The organism is Streptomyces sp. NPDC001828, from assembly GCF_042892175.1.
Classification (GTDB): Bacteria; Actinomycetota; Actinomycetes; order Streptomycetales; family Streptomycetaceae; genus Streptomyces.
In genome coordinates this window covers 629,862-646,125 of the sequence record NZ_JBIATV010000002.1, presented here as the reverse complement: position 1 = coordinate 646,125, position 16,264 = coordinate 629,862, and the positions used below count along the sequence as shown (strand labels likewise).

Annotated in this window: 14 protein-coding genes; 8 read left to right on the top strand and 6 right to left on the bottom strand. The window is 70.7% G+C overall.

What is annotated here, in order from left to right:
- Nucleotides 1–26: 26 nt before the first annotated feature.
- The 4 genes from ACFYZA_RS09840 to ACFYZA_RS09825 form a co-directional block, all read right to left on the bottom strand.
- On the bottom strand, nt 27–602 hold the full coding sequence (locus tag ACFYZA_RS09840) for a TerD family protein (RefSeq protein ID WP_053727176.1): 576 nt from the start codon (nt 600–602) through the stop codon (nt 27–29).
- Between the two features lie 91 nt (nt 603–693).
- Nucleotides 694–1,269, bottom strand: coding sequence for a TerD family protein (locus ACFYZA_RS09835; protein ID WP_382591572.1), 576 nt, complete (start codon nt 1,267–1,269; stop codon nt 694–696).
- A 167-nt stretch (nt 1,270–1,436) separates the two neighbouring features.
- The gene (locus ACFYZA_RS09830) at nt 1,437–1,895 is read right to left on the bottom strand and encodes a peroxiredoxin (RefSeq protein WP_388488940.1); all 459 of its coding nucleotides are present in this window, start codon (nt 1,893–1,895) and stop codon (nt 1,437–1,439) included.
- 116 nt (nt 1,896–2,011) lie between these two features.
- Nucleotides 2,012–2,434 carry a DUF3052 domain-containing protein gene (locus tag ACFYZA_RS09825; RefSeq protein WP_382591579.1) on the bottom strand — a complete coding sequence of 141 codons (423 nt, stop codon included), beginning with the start codon at nt 2,432–2,434 and terminating at the stop codon, nt 2,012–2,014.
- A 439-nt stretch (nt 2,435–2,873) separates the two neighbouring features.
- Here ACFYZA_RS09825 and aceE point away from each other — a divergent pair, with 439 nt between their 5' ends.
- The gene (gene aceE, locus ACFYZA_RS09820) at nt 2,874–5,606 is read left to right on the top strand and encodes a pyruvate dehydrogenase (acetyl-transferring), homodimeric type (RefSeq protein WP_382591582.1); all 2,733 of its coding nucleotides are present in this window, start codon (nt 2,874–2,876) and stop codon (nt 5,604–5,606) included.
- A gap of 438 nt (nt 5,607–6,044) precedes the next feature.
- On the opposite strand, the gene ACFYZA_RS09815 is transcribed toward aceE, so the two are convergent.
- Both ACFYZA_RS09815 and ACFYZA_RS09810 read right to left on the bottom strand, forming a co-directional pair.
- A complete protein-coding gene (locus ACFYZA_RS09815) occupies nt 6,045–6,413 on the bottom strand; it encodes a peptidase inhibitor family I36 protein (protein ID WP_382591585.1) in 369 nt (122 codons plus the stop codon).
- 206 nt (nt 6,414–6,619) lie between these two features.
- Entirely contained in the window at nt 6,620–8,218 is a 1,599-nt protein-coding gene (locus tag ACFYZA_RS09810; RefSeq protein WP_382591588.1) for an MFS transporter, read from the bottom strand.
- A gap of 116 nt (nt 8,219–8,334) precedes the next feature.
- On the opposite strand from ACFYZA_RS09810, the gene ACFYZA_RS09805 reads away from it, so the two are divergent.
- The 7 genes from ACFYZA_RS09805 to ACFYZA_RS09775 all read left to right on the top strand — a co-directional run bounded on the left by ACFYZA_RS09805 (nt 8,335) and on the right by ACFYZA_RS09775 (nt 16,254).
- Entirely contained in the window at nt 8,335–8,988 is a 654-nt protein-coding gene (locus tag ACFYZA_RS09805) for a TetR family transcriptional regulator (protein WP_382591591.1), read from the top strand.
- Between the two features lie 216 nt (nt 8,989–9,204).
- Nucleotides 9,205–10,416, top strand: coding sequence for an alpha/beta hydrolase (locus tag ACFYZA_RS09800; RefSeq protein WP_388488935.1), 1,212 nt, complete (start codon nt 9,205–9,207; stop codon nt 10,414–10,416).
- 117 nt (nt 10,417–10,533) lie between these two features.
- Nucleotides 10,534–11,400: a DUF4429 domain-containing protein gene (locus ACFYZA_RS09795; protein ID WP_388488933.1), complete on the top strand. Its 867-nt coding sequence runs from the start codon at nt 10,534–10,536 to the stop codon at nt 11,398–11,400.
- Between the two features lie 105 nt (nt 11,401–11,505).
- A complete protein-coding gene (locus ACFYZA_RS09790; RefSeq protein ID WP_382591600.1) occupies nt 11,506–12,813 on the top strand; it encodes a sensor histidine kinase in 1,308 nt (435 codons plus the stop codon).
- A complete protein-coding gene (locus tag ACFYZA_RS09785) occupies nt 12,810–13,493 on the top strand; it encodes a response regulator (protein ID WP_382591603.1) in 684 nt (227 codons plus the stop codon). Before ACFYZA_RS09790 ends, ACFYZA_RS09785 begins: the two co-directional genes overlap by 4 nt.
- Before the next feature lie 512 nt (nt 13,494–14,005).
- Entirely contained in the window at nt 14,006–15,049 is a 1,044-nt protein-coding gene (locus ACFYZA_RS09780) for an alpha/beta hydrolase (RefSeq protein ID WP_388488930.1), read from the top strand.
- On the top strand, nt 15,046–16,254 hold the full coding sequence (locus ACFYZA_RS09775; protein WP_388488928.1) for an acyltransferase: 1,209 nt from the start codon (nt 15,046–15,048) through the stop codon (nt 16,252–16,254). The genes ACFYZA_RS09780 and ACFYZA_RS09775 overlap by 4 nt, the downstream gene beginning before the upstream one ends.
- Nucleotides 16,255–16,264 lie beyond the last annotated feature (10 nt).

Below are 16,264 nucleotides of genomic sequence, written 5' to 3'. Positions count from 1 at the left end.
GACTTGAACGCAACCGGGCGATCTCTTTAGGAGACGTTGACCCCGAAGTCTAGAGCGATGCCCCGCAGACCCGATGCGTACCCCTGGCCAACCGCACGGAACTTCCACTCGCCGCCGTACCGATACAGCTCGCCGAAGATCATCGCGGTCTCCGTCGAGGCGTCCTCGCTCAGGTCGTAGCGGGCCAGCTCCTGGCCGTCGGCCTGGTTGACGACGCGGATGAAGGCGTTGGCCACCTGTCCGAAGGTCTGGCCCCGGTTGTCCGCGTCGTGGATGGAGACCGGGAAGACGATCTTGTCGCAGGCGGCGGGCACCTTCGTCAGGTCGACGATGAGCGACTCGTCGTCGCCCTCACCCTCGCCGGTCAGGTTGTCACCGGTGTGCTCGACCGAGCCCTCGGGGCTCTTGAGGTTGTTGTAGAAGACGAAGTACTCGTCGCCGAGCACCCGCCCGTTCGCGCACAGCAGGGCGCTGGCGTCGAGGTCGAAGTCGGCTCCGGTGGTGGAGCGCGCGTCCCAGCCGAGACCGACGAGCACCTGGGTGAGGTTCGGTGCGGCCTTGGAGAGGGAGACATTGCCTCCCTTGGCGAGCGTGACGCCCATGATCGTGTCCTCCCCGAGAAGTGGAACAGGTGGTGAGCGCGTCCGGCGCCGCACCACAGGGGTGCGGCGCCGGACGGAGGAGCGGGTCGGCTCAGACGTTGACGCCGAAGTCCTGCGCGATGCCGCGCAGACCCGAGGCGTAGCCCTGGCCGATGGCGCGGAACTTCCACTCCGCGCCGTTGCGGTACAGCTCGCCGAAGACCATCGCGGTCTCCGTCGAGGCGTCCTCGCTCAGGTCGTAGCGGGCCAGCTCGCTGTTGTCCGCCTGGTTCACCACGCGGATGTACGCGTTGCGGACCTGGCCGAAGGACTGCTGGCGGCTCTCGGCCTCGTAGATCGAGACCGGGAAGACGACCTTGGCGACGTCGGCCGGGACGCCGGCCAGGTTCACCTTGATGACCTCGTCGTCGCCCTCGCCCTCACCGGTGAGGTTGTCCCCCTGGTGCTCGACGGAGCCGTCGGGGCTCTTGAGGTTGTTGAAGAACACGAAGTTCGAGTCGTTGGTGACCTTGCCCTGGTCGTTGGTCAGCAGGGCGCTGGCGTCCAGGTCGAAGTCACCCCCGGTGGTGGTGCGTGCGTCCCAGCCCAGACCGACGATGACCGCGGTCAGGTTGGGGGCGGCCTTGGTCAGCGAGACGTTGCCGCCCTTGCTGAGGCTGACTCCCACGAGTCCTCCCAATGGTGTGAGGGGGCCGGCTTGGTCAGCGTCCCCGTCGTGCGTTGGCATCGGATCAACGAATGGATCCTAGTAACCGGTTCCCGGGTCAAACAGACGATTCGGCCGAATGATCACACGGTGTCGGCCGGTCACCGGGGCCGGTCGGTGCGGTTCGCTCAGATGGCGTCGAGCGCCTTGACGTACTCGCTCAGGTCGCGGGCGTCGGGCAGGGCGTTCACGACGGTCCAGCGGACCACGCCCTCCTTGTCGATGATGAAGGTGCCGCGCACCGCGCACCCCTTGTCCTCGTCGAAGACACCGTAGGCACGGCTGACCTCGCCGTGCGGCCAGAAGTCGGAGACCAGCGGGTACTCCAGGCCCTCCTGCTCGGCGAAGACGCGCAGGGTGTGGATGGAGTCGTTGGAGACGGCGAGCAGCTGGGTGTCGTCGTTGACGAACTTCGGCAGGTTGTCGCGCAGTTCGCACAGCTCGCCCGTGCACACACCGGTGAAGGCGAACGGGTAGAAGAGCAGCACCACGTTCTTCTCGCCGCGGAAGTCGCTGAGCTTCACGGTCCGGCCGTGGTTGTCCTTGAGCTCGAACTCCGGGGCCTTGGTGCCGACCTCGATAGCCATGGAAACGCCTTCCCTTCAATGGGCCGATCTGGTGACGCCCACCCTACGCACCCCCCTATGCACAGGGCCCCCTCAGGCTGGTGCCTGAGGGGGCCCTGTGGGGCGTGAGGGGCGGATCAGCGCTTGCCGGACTTCAGGCGGGTGCCCGACCAGTCCTTGGCGACGCTGACGCTCTTGGCCGGCGACAGGCCGGCGGTCTGCGCGGCGTCTTGGATGTCGCTGGGCTCGATGTATCCGTCCCGGCCGGTCTTGGGGCTCAGCAGCCAGATCGTGCCGGCGTCCTCCAAGAGGCCGATGGCGTCCACCAGGGCGTCCGTAAGGTCGCCGTCCTCGTCGCGGAACCACAGCAGCACGACGTCGGCGACGTCGTCGTAGTCCTCATCGACGAGATCCTGGCCAATCAGGGACTCGATGCCCTCGCGGAGATCCTGGTCGACGTCTTCGTCGTAACCGATCTCCTGGACCACCTGTCCGGGCTCGAACCCCAGCCTTCCGGCCGGGTTGGTCCGCTCCTCCGCGTGGTCCGCGGTCGCGCTCACGGCTTGCCTCCTGATCTTGATTCGGTAAGTTCTGCAGCCGCGCGCATACGCGTGGCATTGGGCGTAGTCCACACGGGCGGGACGAATCTCGCAAGTACCCGGCCCCCGAACCCGCCCTTTGGGGGCCAGTGTGGCCGTGTTCAGGGACATCCGCATCCCCGTCGGTGATTCATCCCACACCATTGGTGACTGTTTGCACCGTTGTGTTCCTTTGGGTACTCCAATCGGGGCCGAACACCCTTCGGGAACTGGTGGCCGGGTTGAGCGTAAGGTTGCGATTTGGCCCGACCCGTCCAGGCCCTGAGCCTACTTCCTGCTCCGGTGACGGTTACCTCTCGGTTACCTCTCAGTAGAGATGACGTTTGCGCCCCAGCGGTACACGATGGGATGCGGCGCAGAATTGGCTGTCTTCCGCATCCCCCGACAGTGAAGGAACAGCGTGGCTTCCGGATCCGATCGCAACCCGATCATCATTGGCGGCCTGCCGAGCCAGGTCCCGGACTTCGATCCCGAAGAGACCCAGGAGTGGCTCGACTCCCTGGACGCCGCCGTCGACGAGCGCGGCCGGGAACGAGCCCGTTATCTGATGCTCCGGCTGATCGAGCGGGCCCGCGAGAAGCGCGTGGCCGTGCCCGAGATGCGCAGCTCGGACTACGTCAACACGATCGCCACCAAGGACGAGCCGTTCTTCCCCGGCAACGAGGAGATCGAGCGCAAGGTCCTCAACGCGACCCGCTGGAACGCGGCCGTGATGGTGTCGAGGGCCCAGCGCCCGGGCATCGGAGTCGGCGGCCACATCGCCACGTTCGCCTCCTCCGCCTCGCTGTACGACGTGGGCTTCAACCACTTCTTCCGCGGCAAGGACGAGGGCGACGGCGGCGACCAGATCTTCTTCCAGGGCCACGCCTCGCCCGGCATCTACGCCCGCGCCTTCCTCCTCGACCGGCTCAGCGAGCAGCAGCTCGACGCGTTCCGCCAGGAGAAGTCGAAGGCCCCGTACGGCCTTTCGTCCTACCCGCACCCGCGCCTGATGCCGGACTTCTGGGAGTTCCCCACCGTCTCGATGGGCCTCGGCCCGCTCGGTGCGATCTACCAGGCGCGGATGAACCGCTACATGCAGGCGCGCGACATCGCCGACACCTCAAAGTCGCACGTGTGGGCGTTCCTCGGCGACGGCGAGATGGACGAGCCCGAGTCGCTCGGCCAGCTGTCCATCGCCGCGCGCGAGAACCTGGACAACCTGACCTTCGTCGTCAACTGCAACCTCCAGCGCCTCGACGGCCCGGTGCGCGGCAACGGCAAGATCATCCAGGAGCTGGAGTCGCAGTTCCGCGGCGCCGGATGGAACGTCATCAAGCTGATCTGGGACCGCAGTTGGGACCCGCTGCTCGCCCAGGACCGGGACGGCATCCTGGTCAACAAGATGAACACCACGCCGGACGGCCAGTTCCAGACGTACGCCACCGAGACCGGCTCGTACATCCGGGACCACTTCTTCGGCGACGACCAGCGGCTGCGCGCCATGGTCGAGGGCATGACCGACCAGCAGATCCTGCACCTGGGGCGCGGCGGCCACGACCACAAGAAGATCTTCGCGGCGTTCGCGGCGGCCAAGGCGCACAAGGGCCAGCCGACCGTCATCCTGGCGCACACCGTCAAGGGCTGGACGCTCGGCCCGAACTTCGAGGGCCGCAACGCGACCCACCAGATGAAGAAGCTGACGGTCGACGACCTCAAGGGCTTCCGGGACCGGCTGCACATCCCGATCACGGACCAGGAGCTGGAGTCCGGCGCACCGCCGTACTACCACCCCGGACGCAAGTCCGAGGAGATCCAGTACATGCACGACCGCAGGCTCGGACTCGGCGGCTACGTGCCGACCCGTGTGGTGCGCTCGAAGCCGCTGGCCCTGCCCGAGGACAAGACGTACGCGGTGGCCAAGAAGGGCTCGGGCCACCAGTCGATCGCCACGACGATGGCGTTCGTGCGCATCCTGAAGGACCTGATGCGGGACAAGGAGATCGGCAAGCGGTTCGTGCTGATCGCCCCCGACGAGTACCGCACCTTCGGCATGGACGCGTTCTTCCCGAGCGCCAAGATCTACAACCCGCTGGGCCAGCAGTACGAGGCGGTCGACCGCGAACTGCTGCTCGCCTACAAGGAGTCGCCGACCGGGCAGATGCTGCACGACGGCATCTCCGAGGCCGGCTGCACCGCGTCGCTGATCGCCGCGGGTTCGGCGTACGCCACGCACGGCGAGCCGCTCATCCCGGTGTACGTCTTCTACTCGATGTTCGGTTTCCAGCGCACCGGCGACCAGTTCTGGCAGATGGCCGACCAGCTGGCGCGCGGATTCGTCCTCGGCGCGACCGCCGGACGCACGACGCTGACCGGTGAAGGTCTCCAACACGCGGACGGGCACTCGCAGTTGCTCGCCTCGACCAACCCGGCCTGTGTCGCCTACGACCCGGCGTTCGGCTACGAGATCGCGCACATCGTCAAGGACGGTCTGCGCCGGATGTACGGCCCGGACAGCGAGGACGTCTTCTACTACCTCACCGTCTACAACGAGCCGATCCAGCACCCGGCCGAGCCGGCGGACGTCGACGTGGATGGCATCCTCAAGGGCATCCACCGCTACAGCGCGGGCACTTCGGGCTCCATCCCGGCGCAGATCATGGCGTCCGGCGTGGCCGTGCCGTGGGCGGTCGAGGCCCAGCGGATCCTCGCCGAGGAGTGGAACGTACGGGCCGACGTCTGGTCCGCGACCTCCTGGAACGAGCTGCGTCGCGAGGCCGTCGAGGTGGAGGAGCACAACCTCCTGCACCCGGAGGAGGAGCAGCGCGTCCCCTACGTCACGCGGAAGCTCCAGGGCGCGGAGGGCCCGTTCGTGGCCGTCTCCGACTGGATGCGGGCGGTTCCGGACCAGATCGCGCGCTGGGTGCCGGGCACGTACCAGTCGCTCGGCGCGGACGGGTTCGGCTTCGCGGACACGCGGGGTGCCGCGCGGCGCTTCTTCCACATCGACGCGCAGTCCATCGTGCTGGGTGTCCTCACGGAGCTGGCCCGGGAGGGGAAGGTCGACCGGTCGGCGCTGAAGCAGGCGGTCGACCGGTACCGGCTGCTCGATGTGACCGCGGCCGACCCCGGTGCGGCGGGTGGGGATGCGTAGTGCGGGGTGTGGTGGGTGCTGCGGGTTTTTGCCCGGGGCCCATCGCTTCCGCGTGTTGTCGGGTCCGTGCGGGTGAGTTGTGGCTGGTCGCGCAGTTCCCCGCGCCCCTGTAGGTGGGCCGGCATCGTGTCGTTGCCCGCGACCCTGTAAGTGACCCGGCATCGGTATGGGAAGGGTGGCAGGTCCCTTGGGGGCCTGCCACCCTTCGCCGGTTTACGGCACGGTCAGGAGATGCCGTTGCCCGGAGTTGGCGCTCCCGCCGGGCAGATGACGGCCGACAGGGTGTCGATGCCGGGCGTCGCGCGGTCCGGCCCGGTCCGGGGCCACATGCGGTTCCGTGACCGGGGGGTCCTGCGCGTATGGGTGCTGTGTCCGAAGCCCGCCATCACCACTCCCTGAGGTTGGTCGGCTCGGCCTCACTGCCTCGGGTACCACGTCTCAGCTCTCCCACACCTTGAACGCCCGCACCCGGTAGGGAACTTGGGGCACCCAGGTGCCTCCGCCCGGGTACGTGTCGAACTCGGCCGTCTCCTGGCACTCGTCGGACTGGTAGGCGGTGACGGGCCTGCCCGTGCGGTTGGCGAGGGACTGGACGTCGGTGCCCGGCGGCAGCGGGGTGCAGCTCTCGATGTCGATCCGCGTCAGGTCGTACACCTGGCGCGGGCCCTTGAAGGCGGCCTTCGCCCACAGGCAGAGCTCGCCCGGCGCGCAGTCGCCCATGCGCGGGGTCGCGGCGGCCGGGGCGGCGGCGGGCAGCAGGAAGGCGGTCGCGGCGAGCAGGGCCAGTGTGGTCGTCGTTGTGCGCATGAGCGGTCAACCCCCGTGGTGTTGCGATCAGTTGGACTTCGATCGACTGGACTCCGATCGCGGAATTCGATCGGTCGGAATCGGAAAACGGCCGGCACACGCGGGCGGTTCCGTGTCTCGGGGCGTGTCGCGGACAACCATCCGAATAGGTGAAAGCCCCGCCGGATCACATCCGACGGGGCTTTCGGGTACGGGAGTTGACGGGATCAGATGTGACCCACGCCCGCGCCCGCCTCGGCGTTCACACCGCGCTTGGTGAACATGGCGACCGCGGCGGCCAGGACCGCGACGATCCCGGCGACGGTGAACGCGGTGCTCATGCCCGACACGAACGTGTCGTGCGCGACGCCCGCGATCTTGGCCGCGATCTCCGGCGGAGTGTTCGGCGGGACCGGGCCCATACCGACCTCGACCGCCTTGGACAGGCCAGAGGTCTGCTCGGGCGTCATGGGCGGCAGCTTGGCGGCGGCCCAGTTGTCCGGGAGCTTGGAGGTGACCTCGGAGGACATCACGGCGCCGAGCACCGCGGTGCCGAGCGAGCCGCCGACCTGCATGCCCGCCTGCTGGAGACCGCCGGCCACACCGGACAACTCCAGGGGCGCGTTGCCGACGATGACCTCGGTGGCGCCGACCATGACCGGGGCCAGACCCATGCCGAGCAGCGCGAACCAGATCGACATGGTGACGGTGCCCGTGTCGATGGTGAGGCGGGACATGCCGAACATGGCGACGGCGGTGCAGACCATGCCGCCGACCAGCGGGATGCGCGGGCCGAGCTTGGTGATCAGCACACCCGCGATCGGCGAGGCGACGATCATCATGCCGGTGAGCGGCAGCAGGTGGAGTCCACTGTCGACGGCCGACATGCCGTGCACGTTCTGCAGATAGAAGGTGACGAAGAAGAGCCCGCCCATGAAGGCGAACGCCATCAGGATCATCAGGATCGTGCCCGCGGACAGCGGCACGGACCGGAACAGGCCGAGCGGGATCAGCGGCTCCTTGACCTTGGTCTCCCACAGGGCGAAGAGCACGAAGCTGACCACGGCGGCCGCGATGAACGCGAGCGTCTTGTCACTGCCCCAGCCGTACTCCGAGCCCTTGATGAGCGCCCAGATCATGCAGAACATCGCGACCGACAGCAGCACGATGCCGAGGATGTCGAAGGACTTCGGGGCGTTCTTCGCCCGGTGGTCGAGCAGGATCAGCAGGCCGAGGACCAGGGCGATCAGACCCACCGGCACGTTGATGAAGAAGACCGACTGCCAGTTGACGTGCTCGACGAGCACACCGCCGAGGATCGGGCCGCCCGCGGTGGAGGCGCCGATGACCATGCCCCAGATGCCGATCGCCATGTTCAGCTTCTCGGCCGGGAAGGTGGCGCGCAGCAGGCCGAGCGCGGCCGGCATCAGGAGCGCGCCGAACAGGCCCTGCAGGACGCGGAAGGCGATCACGTAGGTGACGCTGTGGGAGAGGCCGATGGCCCCTGAGGCGGCGCCGAAGCCGACGACGCCGATGAGGAAGGTCTGGCGGTGCCCGAACCGGTCACCGAGCTTGCCCGCGGTGATCAGGGAGACGGCCAGGGCCAGCATGTAGCCGTTGGTGATCCATTGGACGTCCTGGAGCGAGGCTCCGAGGTTCTTCTGGATGGCCGGGTTCGCGATCGCCACGATGGTGCCGTCGAGCGCGACCATCATCACGCCGATGGCCACGGCGAAGAGCGTCAGCCAGGGGTGGCCGCGCAGCCCCTTGGCCGGCACCGGTATCTCGTCCTGTGGCGCCTTTTCGACGGTGGTCTGACTAGTCATGCGATCGAGGCTAGTGTCAGCTACTGACAGTTGACAAACCATTTCACAAGTCGGTAACTGTCACGTAGCTCACAGCTAAACTGAACACGCCAAAATGACTGAAAGAGGACCACGAAGTGACGGTGGAGCAGCGGCCGATTGCATCCGCGGGCGGCCTGCGCGAGCTGAAGAAGCAGCGCACCCGCGACGCCCTGCTGCGGGTGGCCCTGGAGCTCTTCACCACCAAGGGGTACGAGCAGACGACGGTCGACGAGATCGCGGACGCCGTCGACGTCTCGCAGCGCACCTTCTTCCGCTACTTCGCCAACAAGGAGGCCGTGGTCTTCGCGGCCCAGGACACGGTGGAGTGGCACTTCGTCGACGCGCTGCGCGAACGGCCGCCCGCCGAGGGCCCGTTCACCGCGATGCGCCGGGCGGTGCTCTCGGCCTGGGACACCATCGAGGAGCGGCTCTCGCCCGTGGTGCCGGTCACGCTCTACATGCGGACGTACCAGGTGATCGAGTCGACCCCGGCGCTGCTCGCCGTCCATCTGCGCCGCTCGGCGGAGCTGGAGGAGCACATCGCGCGGCTCATCGCCGAGCGCGAGGGCCTCGACATCGACGCCGACCCGCGGCCCCGGGTGGCGGTGGCCGCCTTCACCGGCGTGATGCGGGTCGCGGGCGGCCTGTGGGGCCAGGGCGGGGACCCCAGCGTGGCGGCCATCCGGGAGCTCACCGCCGGCTACCTGGACCACCTCGGCCCGGCCCTCGCCGACGACTGGCGGGCGTGAGCCGAACGAAGATCGCGGCGGGCCTCCCGGCGGAAGGAACACGTCCGGTTCGCTCCCCGAGCGGGCCGGGATCGATCGCCGAACGGGCCCGAACCGGCTTCCCGCCGTACGGAGCGTGCGCCCGCGCGCGCTCTTGGTGAGACCACTCCCCGCTCAAACGTGATCTGAGTCACTGTCAGCCCAGTGGACCTTCAGGGTCTCCTACTGTGGTCAGCAGTGACTTCCTTCGACTCCTCCCCCACGCTGAACGCCTGGCGCGCGCTGCTCGCGCTCGCCGTCGTGTTCGTCATGCTCGCGACCTCCGGCTGGACGGCGATCCGCGGCCACTCCGGCGACTCCGAGCCCCGCGCCAAGGCCCTCGCCGCCTGGGCCCGCGACACGATAGACGGCCACAAGCTGCCGAAGGCGGACGCCAAGGCCACCGAGCTGACACGGTTCTTCGCCTCGCTCACCGCCGCCGAGCGCAACCGGCTCGCCGACCGCTATCCGCTGGTCGTGGGCAACCTCAACGGTGCTCCGGTACCCCTGCGCTACCGGGCCAACCGGGTCGCGCTCACCGAGGCGCGCGCGGTCGAGAAGAAACGCATGGTCGACTCCCGGCTCACCGCCGACGGCCGCCAGGACGCGGGCCGCCGGATGCACCGGTTCGACTCGCTGCTCGACGACGGCCGCCAGATCCTCGCCTTCGACCCCGCCGACACCGGCCGGGTCGCGGAGGTCTTCGGCGACCTGGACCACGCCCAGCGGGTCTCGGTGATCGTTCCCGGCGTCGACACCAACATCCTGACCTTCGAGAAGAGCAGCCGCAGCAACACCGCCCCGGTCGGCATGGCCGAGTCGCTGTACGCGGCCGAGCACGCCGCCGCGCCGAACACCCGGACCGCGGTGATCGCCTGGGCCGACTACACCGCGCCGGCCGGCCTCGGCGTGGACGCGGCCATCGGCCGGCTGGCCGAGGACGGCGCCGTGCGGCTCTCCGCGATGGTGGGCGCGCTGCCCGGAAAGTCCTCGGTCGAGCTGTTCTGCCACAGTTACGGCTCGGTGGTGTGCGGGGTCTCCTCGCGTCAACTGCCGCCCCGCGTGAGCGACATCGCGGTGGCCGGCAGCCCCGGCATGCGGGTGCGCAACGCCGCCCAGCTGGGCACCAAGGCCCAGGTGTGGGCGATGCGGGACAAGGACGACTGGATCCAGGACGTGCCCTACCTGGACGTCGCGGGCCTCGGCCACGGCGCCGACCCGGTCTCGTCGGCCTTCGGCGCCCGGATCCTGTCGGCCTCCGGAGCCATCGGCCACACCGGGTACTTCGAGCCCGGCACGCAGAGCCTCGCCAACTTCGCCGCCATCGGAGTTGGCGCGTACCAGACGGTCGGCTGTGCCGCCTACGACACCGACTGCGGCAGCGGAATCTCCTCCCGTTCGGCGGCCTGACGGGCACACCGACGGGCGGACACGCGTAGACACCGCCCGATCGCCCGGCCACCCCCGCGACAGCGGGGTTTCCTCCGAGGGGGGACGCGCGGGCGCGCGCCGCCTACGATGAGGCGCATGGGTGATGTGCTGGCCGGAATTCATGCCACCTGGGAGTTCGAGTCCGACTCCGTGCTCATCCGCTTCGAACGGGGGATCCGCGCGCCGAAGCTGTTCCAGGCGCTGCGCGAACGACGCATCCCCCACGAGGCGTTGGAGTCGGTGTCACTGTCCCAGGGCAAACGCGGCACTGTGGTGCTGCACGCGGTGCCGAGACCGGGCGCCGACCCGCTGATGGACGCCGCGGCGGGCCAGTTGAAGGAGTCCTGCGACCCCTACCGTCTGGTCCTGCCCGCCGAACGCGAGACGCTCGCCGAGTACTACGCGGACGAGCTGCGCACCGCTCTGGTGCCGTACGCCTCGAAACCCGCCGACCGCCACCTGGTGGACGCGCCCGGGACGCCGCTGAACTTCAAGGCGTACGACGGGCGGGCCGCCTTCGACGGGCGGCAGGTCACCTTCCGCTGGTTCTGGACGGGCGCCTCCTCCGAGAAGTGGAAGGCGGGCGACCAGACCTTCCCGGTCGCCGCCCTGAGCGGCGTCGAGTGGCGCTCCCCCGAAGTCTTCGACGGCCATCTGCGGCTGCTGCGCCGGGACGCCGACGACGGCTCCGCGCAGGCCGACCGGGACCCGGCGTCCGTCGTCTTCGGCCTCGGCTACGGCCCGGTGCACGAGTCGCTGCCGTTCGCGGCCGCCGTCCTCGCCGCCGTACGGGGTGGCGGCGGGGCCTCGATCCCGCTGCAGGCGGTGCCGGTCGCGGCGGGGCGGCGCGACCCCGCCGACATCGCGGAAAGGATCCGTCACCTCGGTGACCTGCACCGGGCGGGCCTGGTCACCGACGACGAGTTCACCGCGAAGAAGGCGGAGCTGCTTGCCGAGCTGTAGGGGCGACCGGCGGAGATCCACGGGGACCGATACCCGGGTCCGGGGTGCGGGTGGCACCCCGGTATGACGCGCGGCGGGCCCGGCCCTGCCTAGGCTGGCCGGGCCATGAAGATCACACCCGTCGTCTCCCGCCGCGCACTCGGTCTGCTGCGCCCCCCGGCCGAAGCCACCCGCCCCCTGTTCTCGCGGGCGCCCAAGCGCTGGCAGCGGTGGAGCCCGTACGTCGTCGCCGGCGCGTTCGTGGCGGCGCTGCTCCCGGTCACCATCACCGTGCTCGCCAACGACTACCGGCTGGGCGGCGGCTGGGCCGGGGCGCTCGGGGTGGCCCAGACGGTCCCGCTGCTGCTCGCGGTGACCCGGCCGCTCCAGGCCTGGATGATCGTCCTCGCCTTCGACGTGCTCGGCGCGCTCCTGCTGTACGGCGCAGACACGACCTCGCGCGCCTGGCCGTGGACGCCGACGGTGATCGTCGGCTACCTCGTGCTCATGGCCTGCCTCGGCCTTCGCGAGCGGACCCGCACGCTCGTCACGGTGTGGCTGGTGACGGGCGCGGCCAGTCTGGGGCTGGGCGTCTTCCCGCCCGGGGGCTCCACCAGTACGTACGTCCTGCTGATCGTCCTGGCGGGCGTGATGCTGGCCTTCACCGGCGCCGTGCACCGGCGCGAGGAGGCCGAGCGGGCGCTCGCGGAGCAGGAGACCATCAGCGGGGCCGAGCGGGCCCAGCGCACCCTCCTGGAGGAGCGCGCCCGGATCGCCCGCGAGCTGCACGACGTGGTGGCCCACCACATGTCGGTGATCACCGTGCAGGCCGACTCGGCGCCGTACCGGCTGGCCGGACTCGACGAGGCGGCCCGCGGGGAGTTCGCGTCCATCGCCTCCAGCGCCCGGGAGTCGCTGAGCGAGATGCGGCGGCTGCTCACGGTGCTGCGCAGCGACGGGAGCGGCGAGGACGGGGGCGAGCGGGCGCCCCAGCCCGGCGTGGACCGCATCCAGCAGCTCGTGGAGGCGACCGTACGGGCCGGCCAGCCCGCCACGCTCTCGCTCGCGTCGGACCTGCCCGCGCTGCCGCCCGCGGTCGACCTGTCGGCGTACCGGATCGTGCAGGAGGCGCTCGCCAATGTCGTACGGCACGCGCCGGGCGCCACCACCCGCGTCTCCGTCACCGGCGACGGGCGGCATCTGACCGTGCTCGTCGTCAACGGCCCGACGGCGGGCCGCACTTCGCCCCTGGAGACCACCGGAACGGGGCACGGGCTCGTCGGCATGCGGGAACGCGTACGGTTGACCGGTGGTTCGCTGGACACCGGGCCGCTGCCGGACGGCGGCTTCCGGGTCGCGGCGCGCCTGCCGCTTGACGCCGCGCCGGCCTCCGGCACCCTGACCGTGAACTCCCTCCCGAAGGAAGCCAGTTGAGCCCCATCCGCGTGATCATCGTCGACGACCAGGCCATGGTGCGCGCGGGGTTCGCCGCGCTGCTCTCGGCGCAGGCCGACATCGACGTGGTGGGCGAGGCGCCGGACGGCCGCCAGGGGGTGGCCGTGGCGCGCTCCACCCACCCCGACGTGGTCCTCATGGACGTCCGCATGCCCGAGATGGACGGGCTCGCCGCGGCCCGCGAGATCCTGAACCCGCCGCCGGGGGTCGTGCACCGCCCGAAGGTGCTCATGCTGACCACCTTCGACGTCGACGACTACGTGTACGAGGCGCTGCGCGCGGGGGCGTCGGGCTTCCTGCTCAAGGACGCGCCGCCGGCGGATCTCATCGGGGCGGTACGGGTCGTGGCGGCGGGCGAGGCGCTGCTCGCGCCGTCCGTGACGCGGCGCCTCATCGCGGACTTCGCGGCGCGGCCGGCGCCGCGGCGGTCGGCGGTGGGGCTGCGTCTCAACGGGCTGACGCCACGGGAGACGGAGGTGCTCGAACTGATCGCCCGGGGGCTGTCGAACCAGGAGATCGCGGGGCGGCTGGTGCTGGCGGAGCAGACGGTGAAGACGCATGTCGGGCGGGTGCTGGCGAAGCTCGACCTCCGGGACCGGGCCCAGGCGGTGATCTTCGCCTACGAGGCGGGAGTGGTACGCCCCGGCGACCCGGGCTAGCCCCTGGGGCTGCGCCCCGACCCCGGGGGGTTTGCCCACCCGCCCGCCCGTTACCCGGGGTGGGATGGTTCGGCCACTGGGGCTGCGCCCCAGACCCCCTGCGGGGGCTCCGCCCCCTGCACCCCCTTCGGGGCTCCGCCCCGGACCCCGTTCGCGCCTGAACGGCGCTCGTCCTCAAACGCCGGACGGGCTGAAATGCCCCGATGCGGGCCCGCACCGATCCTGCTAGGGGCGCGGGGAACTGCGCGACCAGCCACCCACGGCCCGCAGACGGAAAGGGGTTAGGGGCCGCAGCCCCCGGAAGCCCACCCACCCCACTTCCACCCCCGGAGGGTCTAGGGAAGGGGCGGGGAGGGGCGAAACCCGGGGTCTGGGGCAGAGCCCCAGCGCACCCCACCCACCCCCTACCCCGGTAGCACACCGCACACGGCACCCCGGTGTGACGCCCAGCCGCCCACCCCCTCCTTACCTTCCCCCTCGTCAAGGAACGGACGAGGAGAGGGAGTCGGGGCATGGGGCGGATTCGCAGGGCGCTGGTCGCGGGGGCGGTCGTCGTCGCGGGGGTCGTGGGGACGACGGGGTGGGCCACGGCCGACGCGCAGGTGGCCGTCACCGGGCCGCCGCCCGGCACCGCCGCCTGGCGGGCGGACAGCGCGGGCGGACGGCCGCTGCCGGACCCCGTGACGTCGACGCCCCGTCAAATAGCGGACTTCTTCGCCGAGTTGAGTCCCGCCGAGCGAGCCGCCCTCACTCACCGCCACCCCCAGGTCGTGGGGAACCTCGACGGCGCCCCCGTACCCCTCCGGTACGAGGCCAACCGGCTCGCCGTCACCGCCACGCACGACCCCCGTTACGCCCGCCTCGCCGCCCCCGACCGGCAGATCCTCGCCTTCGATCCGCGCGGCCGGGGTCAAGTGGCCGAGGTCTACGGGGAGTTGGCGCACGCCGCCCACGTGGCCGTCGTCGTGCCCGGCTCGGACATCGACGCCCGTACCTTCGACCGTGCGAACGACCCCTACGGCACCCCCGCCGGCATGGCGGCATCGCTGCGGGGCGCCACCCACCAGAGAGTCGCCGTGATCGCGTGGGCCGGGTACACCACGCCCGTCGGGGTCGGGGTCGACGCCGCTTCGGGGCGGCTCGCCGAGGCGGGGGCCGGGCGGCTCGAACGGTTCACCGAGGGGCTCGACGCCGTCGGCGCGCCCGACCCCGCGCTGTTCTGCCACAGCTACGGATCCGTGGTGTGCGGGCTCGCCGCGAAGCACACCGACGCCTCGGACATCGTGGCGCTCGGCTCCCCCGGCATGCGCGCCGACAGCGTCGCGGGCCTGGGCACCCACGCCCGGGTGTGGGCCGCGAAGGACCCGTCGGACTGGATCGACGACGTACCGCACATCGAGTTCGCGGGGCTCGGCCACGGCACCGACCCCACCGACCCGGCCTTCGGCGCCCGCCGCGTACCGGCCGCCGACGCCCAGGGCCACACCGGCTACTTCGCCCCCGGCACCGAGTCCCTCGCCGCCTTCGCCGCCATCGCCACGGGAGACGTCCGATGACCAACTCCGCGCTTGCCAGGGCCATTTCGGACATCGAGCGGAAGACCCCGGCCCACCGCGACCGCGCCATCGACGGGCTGCGGGCCCTCGCGCTGCTCGCCGTACCGACCGGGCACTGGCTGCTCGGCGGGTTCACCCGCGACGGCGAGGGCGCGCTGCACAACGCCAGTCCGCTCTCCAGCTTCGCCGGGTTCGCGCCGGCCAGCTGGGTGCTTCAGATGCTGGGCATCTTCTTCCTGGTCGGCGGCTACGCCTCCGTCCTGTCCTTCCATCGGCGCAAGGGGTCCACCGCCGAGTGGCTCCGGGGGCGGGTCGCCCGACTCGGCCGGCCCGTGCTCGGGGTAACCGCCGTCTGGGCCGCGCTGATCCCCGCGCTCTACGCCCTCGGCGTCCCCCATGACACCCTGCGCACCGGGTCGACGCTCGTCATCCAGCCCCTGTGGTTCGTCGGCGTGTACGTCGTCGTCACCGCGCTCACGCCGTACTGCGTGGGGGCCGCGCGCAGGATGGGAGGCTGGGCGGCGGCGCCGCTGCTCGGGGTCGTCGCGCTCGTGGACTTCCTGCGCTACGGGCCCTTCGCCGACTCCATGCCGTCCTGGCTGTCCCTCGTCAACGTCCTGCCGGGCTGGATGTTCGCCTACCAACTCGGCGTCTGCTGGGGGGAGAAGAGGATCGGGCGCCGGGGTGCGTGGCTCCTGTTCGGCGGCGGGGCGCTGCTCTTCGCCGCGCTGCTCGTCCTCTTCCACTACCCGGCGTCGATGGTCGGCGTGCCCGGTGCGGCGCGCACCAACTCGCATCCGCCGTCGCTGCTGGTGCTCGCGCTGGCCGCGGCCCAGTCGGGCGCCGCGATCCTGTCGCGCGACCGGATCGCCAACTGGCTCGAGCGGCCCGCCCTTTGGGCGCCCGTGGTGGTCGTCAACCTGTCCGCCATGACCGTTCTGTGCTGGCACCAGACGGCGCTGCTGGCCGCCGCCGTTCCGGCTTCCTTCGCCGGGCGGGTGCCGGGCCTGACCACCGCGCCGGACACCCTGGCCTGGATCGGTGAACGGCTCGCCTGGATGCCGGTGTTCGCGGTGCTGCTCGTGCTGATCGCCCGTTACGCCCGCGGCTTCGAGGCACCCTGGACGAAGACGACGAAGGCCCGCCGGGCAGCGGCCGGGCTGCTCGCGGCGGGCTTCGCGGTGTTCGCGCTCGGGCTCGCGTGAGCCCCGGGCC